Raw genomic sequence first — 15,901 nt, 5'->3', positions numbered from 1 at the left:
CGGCGTCCGTGGCCGTCAGCGCGCCTTCAGCGTTGCCGCCTCAGTGATCGGCGGGGCGAGGTTCATCGACCCCTGCAGGTCGTAGCCGAGGTCCAGCCTGTCGCTGCGCGCCCAGACCTGGCGCAATTCGAACAGCGGAATTGCGCAAACATCGTCCATGATCTTGCGCTGCGCTTCCTTCCAGAGCGCCTTCTGGCCCTCTGCGTCCGGCGCGGTGCGCGCCCGCTCGATCTCGGAATCGGCCACCTTGCAGTGCGAGAAATTCGTCGCGGCAGTCGGCGTGCCCACCGTGGCGCGAGAATGGAAGAACTCGCTGAGATAGGTATCGGCGATCGGGAAGCGCGCCGCGCCGTAGAAGACGAGGCCGCTGAGATCCTTGCGCGTCTGGCTTTGGTAGGTCGCATGGTCGACGACCTGCATGTCGAGCTTGATCCCCGCCTTGGCGAGTTGCGCCTGAATGATCTCCATGATCGGCTGTTGGGCCGAGATGTTCGAGACGATCGCCTTTATCGTGATTCCTTCCTTGTGGCCCGCCTCGGCCAGCAGGGCTTTTGACTTGGCCAGATCGAAGCCGTAGCGGACGGTGCAATCTTCGCCGAGATAGCCAGGCGGCACCACCGAGCACCCCTTGGGCCCGACATCCTTGCCGACATACCGCACGAGATCGTCGACGTTGATCGCGGCGCCGATGGCGCGCCGCACCCGGATATCGTCGAGCGGCGGCACGCTCTGATTGATGTGGAGCAGGCGATATTCGCCCGGCCGGAAGATCTCGACGTTGAGACCGGGACGCCGCCGCGCGGCATCGACCCAGCGCTGCTCTCGTTTGGCGTACATCAGGTCGATTTCGCCGGACGCGAAGGCGAGCTCACGAGCACTGTCGGAGGGAATCGCGCGCAGCATGATGGTATCAATCTTCGGCTTGCCCCGGAAATACGTCGGGTTTGCGCTGAGCTTGACGTATTGCTGGGTAACCTGCTCGATGAAGACGAATGGGCCGGTGCCGACCGGCTGCATCGCGAACTTCTCGCCCAGTTCCTCGGCTGCCTTGCGGCTGACGATGTTGCCGCCATGATAGGCCGAAACGCGGCCGAGAAAATTGACATCGGAATATTTCAGTGCGACCCGCACGGTCATGTCGTCGAGCTTCTCGACCTTGTCGATCGCCGCGAAATCCGACGAGAATGTCGAGCGTTTCGGGTCGGCGGAACGCTGCAGCGAATAGACCACGTCGTCGGCACTCAGCGTCCCCCATTTCCCCTGGAAGGCGACGCCTTTGCGCAGGTAAAAGGTCCAGGTCTTGCCATCGGGCGACTGCTCCCAACGCTCGGCCAGATCCGGCTCAATATCCTTGGGATCAGCACTGCCCGGCTTGAACCGGACCAGGCCATTGTAGATCCATCCGACCACGGTCTTGTCGGCGGTTGAGCTAGCGCGATGCGCATCCAACGTCGAAACGCCGCCATCGCCCGCGACGCGCAAAACCACCTCTTGGGCCGAGCCCGAGACCGGCTGAGCGGCGGCAAGAACCGCAGTGACGAGCCCTATGGAAGAATATCTGTTCATGCGATCCCCTCGACTTTCAGCCGTTGACCCAATCTGACCGCAGCCATCCCAAGCTGTCCAAGTCGAAATCGGAGGAGGATTATTCCGCATGGTTATGGAAGGGACGACCCGGGTCGTATGAGGTGTTTCGCCTGTCAGCCGCGGGGAAATCGCGATCGCCAACACCCAAATGGGTCAGTTCGGCCGGCCGCTAAAGACCTTACTTGGACGTTCCTTCAGCTCCCATCGACCAGCTTTGCAGGTGGCGCTGCTGGGCCAGACGGATTGCCGACAAGCGGACCTTCCCGGCGTCCGCAAGGGGCCAGAACCGCCCAAACTGCGCCGCGCAAAGTAGAGTATGGCAACGCATTGACGGCTATTGCGCGCTCGACATCTTGCGATAAATCGATGGTGTCATTCCGGTAGCATCGCCGAAAGCACGCGCAAAATGCCCAGGATTGGCAAAACCGACAGTCGCACCGATCGACACAATCGAAACGTCCGTGGACGCCAAAAGGAGCCGTGCGCGTTCTATTCGCTGTTTGACCACGTAGCTCAGCGGCGTGACGCCGGTGGTCACCTTGAACGACCTTTGAAAGTGGCGTTCCGACAGACCGCACAGGGTCGCCAGTTCCGACATAGACAACTTCGAGCCGAGGTTGGCATCAACGAAATCCTTAATGCGCCGGAGTTTGAAAGGCGGCAAAGCGTAGCTGCGATCTTCCGCCCGAAGCCGATCGAACCGGTTTGCGATATACAACGTCAAGGCGCCGGCCATGGTCTCAGAGTAAATGGGCTCCAAGCCGCCAGACATGGCGTCGATCCGATCCATCTCTTGAAGCAGACTAAAGATGAAGTGCTCTTCGTTCACGGCGAGCGATGGCACGCGGCCGATCGCATCCATAGGACCTTCGCGGGTCGCATCGAGGGCGATGGCCGCCCAACGCCACTCGACGTCGTGCAACTCAAGCTGGCGGGTACAACCTGCCGGCAGGAATGACACCGATCCGGTGAGATCCGGACCGTCATGACGCTGGCCGTCGGCATTGGTGAACGTGTGCCGTCGCGCGCCGCCCCTGAGCGTCGCCATGATCAGGTGGCGGCTGGATGCGATTTCACCAATGACGTGCGCCGTGCGGGGCCGATAGGCCGTCTCGAATGACCCGGCGCGCCAAGACGACCGCCGCCAGCCGTCCGGTCGGGACGACAGCTTGCCAAGCGACGGTGGATCGGTCTGAGCGCACGTCATGTAAAGAGGAGGCTCCCGCGTAAACGCACATCAGAATGGTGGAAGGCCCAGAATTTTCAAGAGCCCATGCGTTTTGTCCGGATTCGATTGTTCGTGGCAGGATTTGAGGCGACAGAAGACAGATTGAGCTTCACTTCTCTACCCGGAAGTTCAACGACAGACGGTGGAGAAGACAGTGAGCGATAAACCCCGAATCATTGCCCTCGGAACCGACCGTAGAACGCTTCTTGGCGCGGTTGGTTTAGCTGGCGCTGCTGCGGCGACGGGCGCGGCGCTGAGCGGAGTGCAGACAGCGCAGGCGCAGGTCAATGCGCCGTCCGACGGTCGCCCTATGGTCACACGGACCATCGGGCGCACGAGCGAGACATTGAGTGCCCTCGGTCTCGGCACGTTCCTGACCTTCGACCTTCTGCCAGGCGCGATCCGGGACCACCTGCGCGATATCACGAAGACCTACATCGCCGCCGGGGTTGGCGTCGTTGACACTTCGCCGCTTTATGGGACCGGCGAAGTCTCGGTCGGAGGCTTTTTGAGCGCGATGGGGGTGACGGACCGACTCTTCATCAGCAACAAAATCTGGTCAACCGGCGATTTCCTGGCTGACGAGAGCCATGCGCAAAGGAGCCTCGATCAATCGCTTTTGCGCCTCTGGCGGGCCAAGCTGGACCTGATGTTCTGCCACAGCCTAGTCAACGTCGATGTGGCGTTGCCCATTATGAGGGCTTGGAAGAAAGAGGGTCGCATCCGCTTCGTCGGCGCGTCGCATCACGAAAATACCTATCATCCGATCCTGACCGACCTTCTCGAACGCAACCAGCTCGATTTCGTGCAGGTCAACTATTCGATTTTCAATCGAGGCGCGGAGGAGCGCCTGCTGAAGGCGGCGGCCGACAAGGGATCGGGCGTCTTCATCAACATGGCGCTTGAAAAGGGTCGTCTGCACAAGATCGTCGGCAACCAGCCGTTGCCGGATTTTGCCAAGGAATTCGGCGCTGCCACATGGGCGCAGTTCTTCATCAAATGGGTCATGTCGAATCCCGCCGTAACGACGGTGCTGACCGGAACGTCCAATCCGGCTCACGCCATCGAGAACGTTGCGACCTTGCGCGGACCGTTGCCCGACCAGGCGATGCGCCAGCGCATGGTGCGACATATGGAAGGAATGTCCGGCTTCAACTCCGTCGCCTCGCTGCCATGGTACCCGGACAAGCAGAGCCAGTATCAAGGCGTAATTCGACGTTCTCAGGCACAATTGCGCCAGCGCTTGAGCTAAACGCTACCCTCCAGGCTCCGTCCGGTGATGGTGCCTGTCTCCTTGGCGAACAATCGGAGGCGACCGATGCTCTCATACTCCAAAGCAGGCCTGGCGTCGGTCGCATCCTTACTGCTCCTTACAATGTCGGTCGAAGCTGAAGGGTCTCAGGGCAGCGATCGCATTTCCATCGGCAATTTTGCCATCGACAGGTTCGAAGTTAGCATCGGCCAGTTCCGGGCCTTCGCTGCTGGGCGTGCTTTGCAGACAGCGGCCGAGCGTGAGGGCGGCGGATATGAGTTCGCAGCGGGCTGGACGAGGCGCAAGGGCTGGACCTACGCCGCGCCCTCGGGTCAGCCGGGTTCGGACCATGAACCGGCAGTGCACATCTCCTGGACGGAGGCTCGCGCCTATTGCGAACACGCCGGCGGCCGTCTGCCCACATTCGCGGAATGGCGGCTTGCAGCTTACACTGAGACCCGCACGAGCCCGACCGACGATTTCATAACCGGGAGAACTTACGCCTATCCGGTAGGCGACAGCCCCGCGGGGATGAACAATTCTCGTCAACGGCATGTCGCAATCGGAACCACCAAACGCGGCGTCAACGGCCTTCACGAGATGGGGGCGAATGTCTGGGAATGGCTTGCTGACCGGCGCGGCGATGAAGCGCTGACCGCCGGGGGCTCATGGTGGTACGGCGCAGAGAATACTCGCGCCGAGGGTGCACAATGGAAGAGCGCCTCCTTCTTCGCACTCTACGTCGGTTTTCGCTGTGCGTATGATGTCTGAAGGTGAGCATGCACCGCTACTCTTCGACTTGTCTGATTTTGCACGATCGATTCCGATCAGGCATGTGCCGCGTAGATCCAGAGCCATCAGATCCTCGTCGTGGCCGCGAGGAGCCGAGCCCTGTCCTGAGACTACTATTTTGATACTTTTCGAGGAGCATGTGGCAGCCACTCCTCCAATATCACCTCAAATGTAACGCAAACAGGATTTCCTCCGGCAACGAATGCGCCGCCGTATACCCTGCCATCAGGGTCGGCCACGACGCCCGACAGCTCCGCTGCGAGCGTACCATTGGGTCGAGAGCGTACTTCACCCGCGAAGCTGACCACTTCAACTGCCGGTCCGCTGACATGCATATTCATACCATTTTGCGCACATAGTGATGCATCGACGAGGCTGCCAAGAGCACCTCGAACGAACGCGTTGCGAAATCCCACCTCCAGGCACAGCTTTTGGATGCCCAACATGAGGTCTTCGTTTGGCGCGACCCGGGCGTACGCCACGCGGCCCATTGTGCCAGCTTCGATAACGGTATCACTGATCATGAGTCTTCTCCGTTGTTGGCCGTAGAAGGAGCATGTTCGTCTCGGTATCCAAGGCTTGCTGCAGTACGAAGGTGTCGAACGCGGTCGCCAGCGCGGGTATGGGGAATGCGCCAACGACCGCGCTTTCCGGAATGATGTGACCGCCGCAAACCGCCCCTGACTCAGTCTGAATGGCGCCGTGGCAGTGGATTAAAGGCTTGCCATCCATGCCGAGGCCCAGCGTAGCGTTACCGAACAGGAGGTAGGATTCGCCCGCCTCGCGCGGTTGCGAATAGGCGACGATGGAGCGGCGCTCGGGGTCAGGCGGCGCAACGCAGTACTTCAGGCGTTTGAATGATCCAGCCAGGATTGTCATGAACGCACTGCGAACGCCGGCCAATTTCAGCGGCATGACCAACGCTTCAAACAAGCTCAGCCCAGGCTGCAGCGCGAGCCGGTAGTGCCGGGCTACAGGCGCGCTCATGCTGTGGATGCGGACGGGATCGTAGCGCCCTGGATGGACCAGCGTGCGAGGTCGTGGGTACAAGCTTCGAATAGCTGAAATCACAACGATTCCCTCTCAGACACTATTTTTGTACACTGGAAGCTGGTGTTGGAAATTCGGAATTCTGACGGTACGACGCAATCGATATGCCTAGGATTATAAGCGAAAGGCCGAATATTAGACTGCTCTCGACCTTTTCACCGAGAACGATCACGCCAAAGATCGCGGCTGTGACTGGATTAACGGCAACAGAAATGGCGACAAGAGTTGGCGACGTCTTTCCGAGAGCAAATGCCCACAGAAAGAATATCAAGGCCCCGCAGACCAGAGCGAGGTAGCCAGCCGCGATCATCGCTTGTCGATCGAGCAGAAACACATCTCCCGCGCGGCCAGAAACGATGGAAATCGTGCTAAGGACGATTGCTCCCACCATCATGCCGCAGGCTGCGAATGACAGGGCGCCACATCGCGCGATGAAGGGTCGCGACCAGACATTATAGAGCGCCATGCAGACAGCGGCGGCTATCATCAGCATGTCACCGCGCCATGCTCCTTCCGGGGCGTTGGCAAGGTTTGATGCCAGTGCGGCCGACAGCCCGATCATAGCGATGAGAACGCCGGCAATCTTGCGTCGCGTGGCTCGCTCGATCCCAAAAATTGCCCCTGCGGCCATCGTCAGAAGTGGGAGGGTCGACAATGCGAGCGCTCCCCGCGCGGACGTCGTGTAGATCAGCGAAGCATTGAACAGCACGGGAAAAAGCGCGAAGAACAGCCCTCCCAACGCGATGACGCCCGGCCACTCCGATCGTGACGGCAGCCGCTCTCGCAGTGCCCACGCGACGATTGCCAGGACCACAAACCCTCCGGCAAACCGAACCGCACCCATCGTGATCGGGTCGAGTACCGGCGCCAGAAACCGGGTTGTGACGACGGCCGTCCCCCCCAGCGCGCTCGATAGTACGGCCGACAACAGGCCGAGCAGCTCCATCGCCTAGTTCACAGATTTGGAGAAGAGGGGATCGTTTACGGACATCGGCTCGGATCTCATCGCCCGGTGCGGCTCAGCGTATAATAGTCGAACCCGTATTCCGCGACCCTGAACCAGAGACGAGCATCGTCTCGAAACGCTTTCCACGGTTCGTAGATCGCATTGAAATCAGGGTTTCGCGACGCGATCTCGTCGAGGACTTGTTGTGTCGCGGTATGACCGGCATCGAGGATTTCGCGGGAGAAGGCCTTTAACTGAGCGCCTCCGGCGACGAGCCGTTTCAGGGCGGCCGGATTTTGCGCGTCGTAGCGAGCGACCATATAGTGGTTTGCCTCGGCGCTGGCCGCACGAATAGCTGCCTTGTAGGACGGGGGCAGTTCGTTCCAGCGATCGAGATTGACGAACAGGTGGATCATGGCCCCGCCTTCCCAGAAGGCCGGGTAGTAATAATATGGCGCGACCTTCGCAAAGCCGAGCTTCTCGTCGTCATAGGGGCCGATCCATTCGGCGCCGTCGATCGTTCCTCGTTCCAAGGCCGGATAGATGTCGCCGCCTGCAATTTGCTGCGGCACCACACCGAGCTTCAACATGACCTGACCGGCCAGTCCGGCGATGCGGAATTTCAGCCCCTTGAGGTCGTCGGGGGTGTTGATTTCCTTGCGAAACCAGCCGCCCATCTGGGCGCCGGTGTTGCCGCATGGCAATCCGTAGACGTTACTCTTGCGATAGAGGTTGTTCATCAGCTCTATGCCGCCGCCCTGGTACATCCAGGCGTTTTGCTGCCGGGTGTTCAGTCCGTAAGGAACGGCGGTGCCGAAGGTGAAGGCCTCGTTCTTCCCGACAAAAAAGAACGAGCTCGTATGGCAGGCCTCGACCGTACTGATCGAAACGCTATCAAGAACTTGAAGCGGCGGGATGATCTCTCCCGCGGCAAAGACCTGGATCTGGAAGCGACCATCGGTCAGTTCGGCGACCGCTCTCGCAAACACCTCGCCGGCGCCGTAGATCGCATCGAGCGATTTCGGAAAGCTCGATTGCAGGCGCCAGCGGATCGTAGGCTGCGACTGCGCTATGGCGGGCGACGCCATGGCGGTTGCCGCGGCGGCGGCCAGCCCAGCAGTCGAGATGAGCGCACGACGGTCCATGCAGATTCTCCCCTATAGTCGGCCTTGTACCGGCCGCGTGCGGGGAGGTTAGGAAGCCTCTCAGGGTCCAGGAAATGAATTCGGCCGATGCTGAAGATCGGACTCGTCGATGGCGACATCGTTGCCATAGGGCAATGCCAGCGCGGCGCACAAATGATCATGGAAGGCGCGGATTGCAGGACTTGGCCTGCCCGGCGCAAGATGGAGCGCGATCTCGGAGGGTGGTAACGGCGGGAGGCCCATGTCGGCGCCGATCAGCCGCAAGCCGGGACGTGCGGTCCCCGCCTTGACGACAGTCACCGCCGCGCCAGACACCGCCATGGCTTCGACCGCGCTGATGCTCGAACTGCTGAACAGAACGCGCCAGGATCGCCCGGCAGCCGTCAGCGCCTCAAGGGCCCATTCACGGTACATGTTGGGGGCTTTGAGCAAAGCGAGCGGGACGCGATCCATCTCGAAAGACTCCCGACCGTCGGAGCAGGCCCAGGACGTCTGTTCAGTGCGCAGAACCTGACCACGGCCGTCACCCGCCTTTTGCGTCGCCAGAACGACGTCGAACGCTCCGCCGAGATCGTTCAGCAGGTCGCGCGTGAACCCGGTGGTGACTTCGAGTTCGACGCCGGGATGCGAGCGAACGAAACGTGCCAGCGTTTGCGGAAGCACAATCGTCGCATAGTCGTCCATGACGGCCAGCCGAACCGATCCGCTGACGCTTTGGGCGTTGATCACGTCCAAAGCTTCATCATGAAGCGAAACGATCCGGCGCGCATATCCAAGGAAATCTTCGCCGGCGCGGGTCAACGCAACTTCATGTGGCGATCGCTGCAGGAGGCTTTGACCTGCTAGTTCCTCAAGCCGCCGGACCTGGGTGCTGATCGTGGACTGGCTGCGAAACAGGGCGGTGGCGGCACGGGTGAAGCTGCGCAGGTCTGCGATGGTGACGAAGCAACGCAGTAGATCGATGTCGATGTTGCGCAGCATGGACGGTCTCTCCGCGCAGTTGCAGCCTGTTGCTCTATAGACCGGCCAACTTCCAGAATTTCGACATCTAAGATGAAATTCGTCGATGCGGCCGAACGGAAAATCGCATTATGGCCGGCAGACCTTGGAGCTTAGCTTGTCGAGAGTCTGCACCTCAACCGCTCCGCCGAGATCATCATGCCCGCCTATCGCTCCCGCACCACCACCCATGGCCGCAATATGGCCGGCGCGCGCGGCCTCTGGCGCGCCACCGGCATGAAGGATTCGGACTTCGGCAAGCCGATCATAGCAGTCGTGAACTCCTTCACGCAGTTCGTGCCCGGCCATGTCCATCTCAAGGACCTCGGCCAGCTGGTGGCGCGCGAGATCGAAAAGGCCGGCGGCGTCGCCAAGGAGTTCAACACCATCGCGGTCGATGACGGCATCGCCATGGGCCATGACGGGATGCTCTACAGCCTGCCCTCGCGCGAACTGATCGCCGACAGCGTCGAATACATGGTCAACGCCCATTGCGCCGATGCGATGGTCTGCATCTCGAACTGCGACAAGATCACGCCCGGCATGCTGATGGCCTCGATGCGCCTCAACATTCCCACCGTCTTCGTCTCCGGCGGGCCTATGGAGGCCGGAAAGTACATCGCCGAGGGCGTGCTCAAAAAAGTCGACCTCGTCGACGCCATGGTCGCCGCCGCGGACAGCACGTACTCCGACGCCGAGGTCGAGGCGATCGAGCGCTCGGCCTGCCCGACCTGCGGCTCCTGCTCGGGCATGTTCACCGCCAATTCGATGAATTGCCTGACCGAGGCGCTGGGCCTGGCGCTGCCGGGCAACGGCTCGGTGCTGGCGACCCATGCCGACCGCAAGCGCCTCTTCGTCGAGGCCGGGCATCTGATCGTCGACATCACCCGGCGCCATTACGAGCAGGACGATGCCAGCGTGCTGCCGCGCAATGTCGCGAGCTTCAAGGCCTTCGAGAACGCGATGACGCTCGACATCGCCATGGGCGGCTCAACCAATACGGTGCTGCATCTGCTGGCGGCGGCGCACGAAGCCGAATGCGCGTTCAGCATGGCCGACATCGACCGGCTGTCGCGGCAGGTGCCGGTTTTGTGCAAGGTCGCGCCCTCGGTCGCCAACGTCCATATGGAGGACATCCATCGCGCTGGCGGCATCATGGCGATCCTGGGCGAACTCGACCGCGCCGGCCTGATCGACAGCTCGCTGCCGACCGTGCATGCGACGAGCATAGCCGAGGCGCTGGAGCGCTGGGACGTGGCGCAGACGACGAGCGAGAGCGTGCGCTCCTTCTATAGCGCCGCGCCCGGCGGCGTGCCGACGCAGGTCGCCTTCAGCCAGGAGCGGCGCTACGAGGAGCTCGACCTCGACCGCAGCGGTGGCGTGATCCGCGACAGGGCCCATGCCCATTCGCAGGATGGCGGGCTCGCCGTGCTCTACGGTAATCTCGCGCTCGACGGCTGCATCGTGAAAACGGCGGGCGTCGATTCGTCTATCCTGACCTTCTCCGGCCCCGCTGTGATCTTCGAGAGCCAGGACGCGGCGGTAGACGGCATCCTCAACGGCAAGGTCAAGGTCGGCGACGTCGTGGTGATCCGCTATGAGGGGCCGCGAGGCGGGCCGGGCATGCAGGAGATGCTCTATCCGACGAGCTATCTGAAGTCGAAAGGGCTCGGCAAGGCCTGCGCGCTGATCACCGACGGGCGCTTTTCTGGCGGCTCGTCGGGACTCTCGATCGGCCATGTCTCGCCGGAAGCGGCTGAGGGCGGCGCGATCGGCCTCGTCGAGCCCGGCGACATGATTGCGATCGACATCCCCGGCCGCAGCATCGTGCTCTATGTCGGAGACGAGGAACTCGCACGCCGTCGGGCCGCCATGGACGCAACGGGCAAGTACGGCTGGAAGCCGGCGGTTGCGCGCAAGCGCAAGGTAACCACCGCGCTGAAGGCCTATGCCGCTTTCGCGACGAGCGCGGCCAGGGGCGCGGTGCGCGTCACGTCCTAAAGGTTGCCGTCACCCGAACTCAAACGCGCAAAGAAGATGGTACGCAGAGATATGACTGTGGAATTGTCGTGAATAGATACAGTCGGCCCGAACGAACGGATAGCATTACGTAACCTCGCGTTCTTTGAAAAACCCAGTCGGCGTTTCTAATGGGGTTCTACGAAGCGCTCGACCGAACACTGAAGGAACACGCCATGGCCACCGAGGCAGCTGCCAACCCGAAAGACCTGGCGAAAAAGGGCCGTACGCCTTTCCCCGGCGAAAGCGATGCGTATCGCAACGCGCGCCAGGCGTTGCTTGCCGACGAAATCAAATTCCGCCGTGACATGACCCGCTTGAGCGAGCAGCGCCGTGCGCTTCCTCCAGGCCCTGTTATCGAAAAAGACTATCGCTTCAAGGACGGGAACGGCAATGACATCGGTCTGATCGACCTGTTCGGCGATCATGATGCGCTCGTGACCTATTTCTGGATGTATGGCCCCAAGCGAGAGCGGCCTTGCCCGATGTGCACGAACTGGCTGGGCGCGGTGAACGGCAACGCCGCCGACATCAAGCAGCGAGTAGCACTAAAGATCCTTGGCCGTAGTCCGGTCGAGCGGCAGCTTCGTTTCGCCTTCGAGCGCGGCTGGGAGCACCTCGATTTTGTCCAAACGATCGGCGATGACTATGCCAGCGACCTAAAACTGCTCAACGACGATGGCACCGAAAACCCCGCGCTAGTCGTGTTCAGGCGCGATGGCGGCAAGGTGCGGCTGTTCTGGGCCAGCGAAATGTCGATGGAGCTTGCGGACCCTGGTCAGGACCCGCGCGACGCGCCGGACATCGCGTCGCTATGGTCGATTCTCGATTTGACGCCCGGGGGTCGCGGAACCGACTGGTATCCCAAGTTGGAGTATGGATCGTAAGCGCTACGGAAAAAGGTGCGATACGCGCCTTAATCGCGGCGCGCGGAGACGCAGTCGCGATGGGTGATGTCGAAACAATCGTCTCGTCGATCGCTGAGGACATCACCGTGTTTGACATGTTCGGTCTGCTGCACAGCGGCGGCAAAGCCTCGGTGCGCGAGGGGACCACGGGCTGGCTCGTCCTCTACGAAGCGCCGCCGCGTTGGGAGGATCGCGACGTGACTGTCGCCGCCTCTGGCGCCGTCGCCTTTACCCATTCGCTCGGCCATTCACCGGCAAGCGCAAGGATGGCGTTGATGTCGAAATATGGTTCGGACGACGCTGGGGTTCCGAGGCGTCGACGGCAAATGGCGCATCGTCCACTAGCATCACTTTGAGCCTTTCGCTTCTACCGGCACCATGCCCCCTCCGTTTATAACAACACATGGATGCTGCCAAACCCCGGCGGAACTACAGGGATCAACCGGTCGGCTCGAAGCCGGTCAAAAGGTCTGTTGACGCCCCCAAGATCAAGAGACGCCTCGGGAGCGGATGGGGATCGTCGAAGCCAGTCAGGATTCGCAATGACCTGATTCCACGAGTCATCCTACCAAAAAGCAGACATTTCGAGCGCCTGCTATGGGCCACAATTGCCCGTTGGATCACTTTAGGATCAGACCGCTTCGATGGCCGTGCAGAGATACAACCCTGCCGGCGCTCCGCAGAAGAGAGCGAACAAGTCGGGAAACGGAACCCATTAGGGGTGACCCCCGGAGAAAAGTGCCCATGGAGCGGGCCCCCGGGCCCGCGCTCCTATGGACGAACAACATGACGACCAAGAATTTTGCCGGCGGCGACGAAGCGCTGCCGGAGGATAGCGAGATGAGGTTGTACGCGAGGGCCTATGCGTCCCCGCAGAGTGCCGATGCCCTCTTCCTCAAATGGGAAACCGCCCATGCGCATGCGATGCTGTTGGGCGAGGCGCCCGAGCGCGTCTTCAGCGACCATGGCCTCAACGGCCAGCAGCTGGCCGAGGGCGCGAGGATCGCGGCGCGCCGGATGGCGCTGCTGATGGCTGAGGCGCCCACGACGCTGCGCGACGTGCTGGCCCTCAAGGTGCACGCCTATGAGGCCATGGGCCAGCTCAAGGGCGAGGTCGCACGCTCGCACGCCGTCATCATGATCGAGGCGGCGATGAAGGCCGATGCGGAGCGCCTGAACATGGTGCTCATGCCGCTCGACCAGCCCTTCGGCCGGACGCAGTGATCGCCATGGCATTTCTCTACTTTGATCTGGAGGCGTCCGGACTCGGTCCCTGCGTCGATATGCCGCTGCAGGCGGCGTTCGTACAAGCCGACGCAGATCACCGCGTCCAACGCGAGCTGACGCTGCGCTGCCGCTTGCCCGTGCATGTCGTGCCGTCGCCGGATGCGCTGCTAATCACCGGTGTCACGCCGGCGATGCTGGAAAACCAGCCGCTAAGCCATCTCGAGATGATGGCGCAGATCGCCCGGATCCTCGCCGACTGTAAGCCAACTATGTTAGTCGGCTACAATAATATTCGGTTCGACGACGAGATGGTTCGGCAGTCGTTCTTCCAGACACTGCTGCCGCCCTACGCAGCCTCGATGACCGGTCACGGCCGATTAGACGTGCTGACGAGCCTGCGCGCGATCGTGATGGTCGAACCGGAGGCCGTCATGATCCCGCGCGACGCCGCCGGCAAGGCCGTGCTCAAGCTCGGCGCGGTGTGCAGGGCGAATGGAATAGCGCTCAGCGAGGACGACGCCCATGACGCGCTCGCCGACGTCAGGGCGACCCGCGAGCTGTTCATGCTGTTGCTCGACCAGGCGCCGATGACAATGGCGACGATGCTGGGTCACGCCAAGAAATCAGGCCCGATCGCCCTGATGGAACCGGGAGAGCCGCTGATCCTTGGTGGAACTTCGCGCCTGACGCCGGTGCTGCCCACGATCGGTTCGCCAACCAATCCCAACGCCCGGGTCTGCATCGACCTCAGCCAGGACCCCGCCGGGTTCATCGACCTGGCCGCCCCGGACCTGCTCGTCCGGATCCGGTCGAGCCGGTCACCGGTGCGACAGGTGAAGACGAACGCCATGCCCATCCTGTTCGCATGGCACCAGGCCGCCCATGCCCTGGTCGATCCCGAACCCGATCATGTCTATCGCGATCGGGCCCGGGCGCTGTGGGCGCACCCGACATTCCTTCGTCAGCTCGCCCTCGCGCTCAAGGACCAGTACGTCGATCGCGAGGTATCGCCCTGGCCCGAAGCGCAGCTTTATTCGGGCGGCTTCGTCTCGGACGCCGATGTCGCCGCTTGCCAGCGCTTCCACGAGATCGAGTGGAAGTTCCGCGAGAACTTCACCGCCTGGCACATCAGAGACCCTCGGCTGCGCAGCCTGGCGCTTCGGCAGATCTTCCTGAACGCGCCGGAGGCGCTCTCGCCCGAGGCTCGGCGCAGGGGCCGGGACTGGCTGCAGCACCGCCTCACGACCGAGGACGAGGTGCCATGGCTGACTTTTCCCAAGGCGTTGGCGCGCTGCGACGAACTGGCCGCGACGATCGAACCTGGCTTGCTGGCCGCGCTCGATGAGATCAGGGCCTGGCTCCTGCAGCGCCGCGACGCGCTGCCGCAAGGGGTGGAGGAAGTACCCGTCTTGGCCGCCTCCTGAGGGTCTTCCGTAGATGATGACGACAGGAAGGGCGCGGCCGCGAGGTCCGCGTCCTTTTCTCATGACGCGGCACGGGAACGGCCTGAGCGGGGCGAGACGAGGAAGTGGCGAGGCGAAGGGGACCACACCCCGGGGAACTCAGGCCGACATTCCAGGACGATCACATCATGACCAAATCCCATCGCGAGCGGGCGCCAGCGACCCTGCGCGACCTCAGGATCGACAGGACCCTGCGTCCCGTCATCGACGAGCTCGCTGCCGTGTCGCTCAACGCGCCGACGCTGCGCGACTATTCCGGATTCTTCTCCCATCCGCCGGCCATCGTCGCGATGACCACGCGGGCTTTCCAGCACGCCCAAGAGCACGAGCGCTTCATCGCGCTGACCGACGGCAGCGATCCCGACATCTTCTTCCGGCATGTCGGCCAGCTCCACGCTGTCGTTCGGCTCAACTCTGTTGCCAGCATCGCGGTGGCGCTGATCCCGGCCCGGAGCGGTGCAGACCGGCATGCCCGCCGCGAGCAGGGCCACGCCATGTTGCACCGGCTCGAGGAGCCGGAAACCAACGATCTTCGGGAGGTGATCGAGATCGCCTTCGAGCTCGGCGACATCGACGCCGAAGAAGTCACTTCGGACATTCTCTCCTACATCGCCCGTCTGCTGGGGACGGGCGCCGAGAGCCCGGCCACCATTCACCGGCTGGAGGAGCACGGCACCCTGCTGGCCTATCTCGAGGCCCAGCCGGATATCGACGCGCTGGTTCGCGAGGCGCAGCATCATGGCGAGATGGCCGACCGCTTCAGGAAGAGCCTGCGTCGCCGCGACCTCTCGCCGGAGGATAGGGGGCTGACGGGTGCGGCGGCTGAGGGGGCAACCCTTCAGCAGCGCATTGCGCTTGCGAGACTGGCTCTCGCCGCGCACCTGTCCGACCGCGATGCCGCCCTCGATCACGTCTACGCGGCGATCAACGATGCGCCGCCGCAGGTGGCGGCAACCTTGATCCTGGCGCTCTCCGTTGGCGATCGGCTCCGAGTTATGGCCGCAGCCCACCCGCCGCGCGTCTAGCGCTATGGCTGGCCATCGCGAACAGGGAGGCCTCGAAGACACCAACCGTGACCCTGGCCTCCCCCAGCGGCGTCCCAGCACAAAAAGCCAGGGCAGGCCGGGGCTTGCCCGTGGGAGCCAAACAGGGACGGACTCCCTGGCCTCTCCCCGCGGCGTCCCACCACAAAACCCGTGGGAAGGCCGGGGCTTGCCCGAGGAAGCCAAACGAGGCCGGTCTCCCTGGCCTGTCCCTACGGCGTCTGGTCCACAGGCCCGTGGGA

At 62.4% G+C, this 15,901-nt stretch carries 15 protein-coding genes; 8 read left to right on the top strand and 7 right to left on the bottom strand.

Translation table 11 applies throughout. The features are described from left to right. Positions 1 to 15: 15 nt before the first annotated feature. Both AXW83_RS06220 and AXW83_RS06215 read right to left on the bottom strand, forming a co-directional pair. The gene (locus AXW83_RS06220; protein ID WP_066611565.1) at positions 16 to 1,566 is read right to left on the bottom strand and encodes an ABC transporter substrate-binding protein; all 1,551 of its coding nucleotides are present in this window, start codon (positions 1,564 to 1,566) and stop codon (positions 16 to 18) included. Positions 1,567 to 1,921: 355 nt separating this feature from the next. Then, the gene (locus AXW83_RS06215) at positions 1,922 to 2,794 is read right to left on the bottom strand and encodes a helix-turn-helix domain-containing protein (protein WP_082766979.1); all 873 of its coding nucleotides are present in this window, start codon (positions 2,792 to 2,794) and stop codon (positions 1,922 to 1,924) included. Between the two features lie 175 nt (positions 2,795 to 2,969). Here AXW83_RS06215 and AXW83_RS06210 point away from each other — a divergent pair, with 175 nt between their 5' ends. Together AXW83_RS06210 and AXW83_RS06205 are read left to right on the top strand one after the other, a co-directional pair. Then, positions 2,970 to 4,067 carry an aldo/keto reductase gene (locus AXW83_RS06210; protein WP_066611557.1) on the top strand — a complete coding sequence of 366 codons (1,098 nt, stop codon included), beginning with the start codon at positions 2,970 to 2,972 and terminating at the stop codon, positions 4,065 to 4,067. Between the two features lie 66 nt (positions 4,068 to 4,133). Beyond that, on the top strand, positions 4,134 to 4,838 hold the full coding sequence (locus tag AXW83_RS06205) for a formylglycine-generating enzyme family protein (RefSeq protein WP_066611555.1): 705 nt from the start codon (positions 4,134 to 4,136) through the stop codon (positions 4,836 to 4,838). A 134-nt stretch (positions 4,839 to 4,972) separates the two neighbouring features. On the opposite strand, the gene AXW83_RS26435 is transcribed toward AXW83_RS06205, so the two are convergent. The 5 genes from AXW83_RS26435 to AXW83_RS06185 all read right to left on the bottom strand — a co-directional run bounded on the left by AXW83_RS26435 (position 4,973) and on the right by AXW83_RS06185 (position 8,981). Then, a complete protein-coding gene (locus AXW83_RS26435; RefSeq protein WP_082766978.1) occupies positions 4,973 to 5,383 on the bottom strand; it encodes a PPC domain-containing DNA-binding protein in 411 nt (136 codons plus the stop codon). Further along, positions 5,373 to 5,846: a PCC domain-containing protein gene (locus tag AXW83_RS06200; RefSeq protein ID WP_236841835.1), complete on the bottom strand. Its 474-nt coding sequence runs from the start codon at positions 5,844 to 5,846 to the stop codon at positions 5,373 to 5,375. Before AXW83_RS06200 ends, AXW83_RS26435 begins: the two co-directional genes overlap by 11 nt. Positions 5,847 to 5,949: 103 nt before the next feature. Continuing rightward, positions 5,950 to 6,855: a DMT family transporter gene (locus AXW83_RS06195; RefSeq protein WP_066611553.1), complete on the bottom strand. Its 906-nt coding sequence runs from the start codon at positions 6,853 to 6,855 to the stop codon at positions 5,950 to 5,952. A 56-nt stretch (positions 6,856 to 6,911) separates the two neighbouring features. Further along, on the bottom strand, positions 6,912 to 8,000 hold the full coding sequence (locus tag AXW83_RS06190; protein ID WP_066611550.1) for a TRAP transporter substrate-binding protein: 1,089 nt from the start codon (positions 7,998 to 8,000) through the stop codon (positions 6,912 to 6,914). A 60-nt stretch (positions 8,001 to 8,060) separates the two neighbouring features. Next, positions 8,061 to 8,981, bottom strand: coding sequence for a LysR substrate-binding domain-containing protein (locus tag AXW83_RS06185; RefSeq protein WP_066611545.1), 921 nt, complete (start codon positions 8,979 to 8,981; stop codon positions 8,061 to 8,063). Between the two features lie 177 nt (positions 8,982 to 9,158). On the opposite strand from AXW83_RS06185, the gene ilvD reads away from it, so the two are divergent. The 6 genes from ilvD (at position 9,159) to AXW83_RS06155 (ending at position 15,641) form a co-directional block, all read left to right on the top strand. Beyond that, entirely contained in the window at positions 9,159 to 11,000 is a 1,842-nt protein-coding gene (gene ilvD, locus AXW83_RS06180; protein ID WP_066611543.1) for a dihydroxy-acid dehydratase, read from the top strand. 194 nt (positions 11,001 to 11,194) lie between these two features. Then, on the top strand, positions 11,195 to 11,905 hold the full coding sequence (locus AXW83_RS06175) for a DUF899 family protein (protein WP_066619963.1): 711 nt from the start codon (positions 11,195 to 11,197) through the stop codon (positions 11,903 to 11,905). 59 nt (positions 11,906 to 11,964) lie between these two features. Beyond that, positions 11,965 to 12,282 (top strand): Cif family virulence factor, encoded by a 318-nt coding sequence (locus AXW83_RS06170; protein WP_066611537.1) that lies wholly within the window; start codon positions 11,965 to 11,967, stop codon positions 12,280 to 12,282. Positions 12,283 to 12,712: 430 nt separating this feature from the next. Then, positions 12,713 to 13,150, top strand: a complete 438-nt coding sequence (locus tag AXW83_RS06165; protein WP_156639835.1) for a hypothetical protein — start codon at positions 12,713 to 12,715, stop codon at positions 13,148 to 13,150. 5 nt (positions 13,151 to 13,155) lie between these two features. Beyond that, positions 13,156 to 14,577 carry an exonuclease domain-containing protein gene (locus AXW83_RS06160; RefSeq protein WP_236841924.1) on the top strand — a complete coding sequence of 474 codons (1,422 nt, stop codon included), beginning with the start codon at positions 13,156 to 13,158 and terminating at the stop codon, positions 14,575 to 14,577. Between the two features lie 167 nt (positions 14,578 to 14,744). Next, positions 14,745 to 15,641, top strand: a complete 897-nt coding sequence (locus tag AXW83_RS06155; RefSeq protein ID WP_066611534.1) for a hypothetical protein — start codon at positions 14,745 to 14,747, stop codon at positions 15,639 to 15,641. Positions 15,642 to 15,901 lie beyond the last annotated feature (260 nt).

It is taken from the genome of Bosea sp. PAMC 26642 (assembly GCF_001562255.1).
GTDB lineage: Bacteria > Pseudomonadota > Alphaproteobacteria > Rhizobiales > Beijerinckiaceae > Allobosea.
Note: the sequence above shows the minus strand (reverse complement) of the source record. Positions and strands in the feature narration are given on the sequence as shown.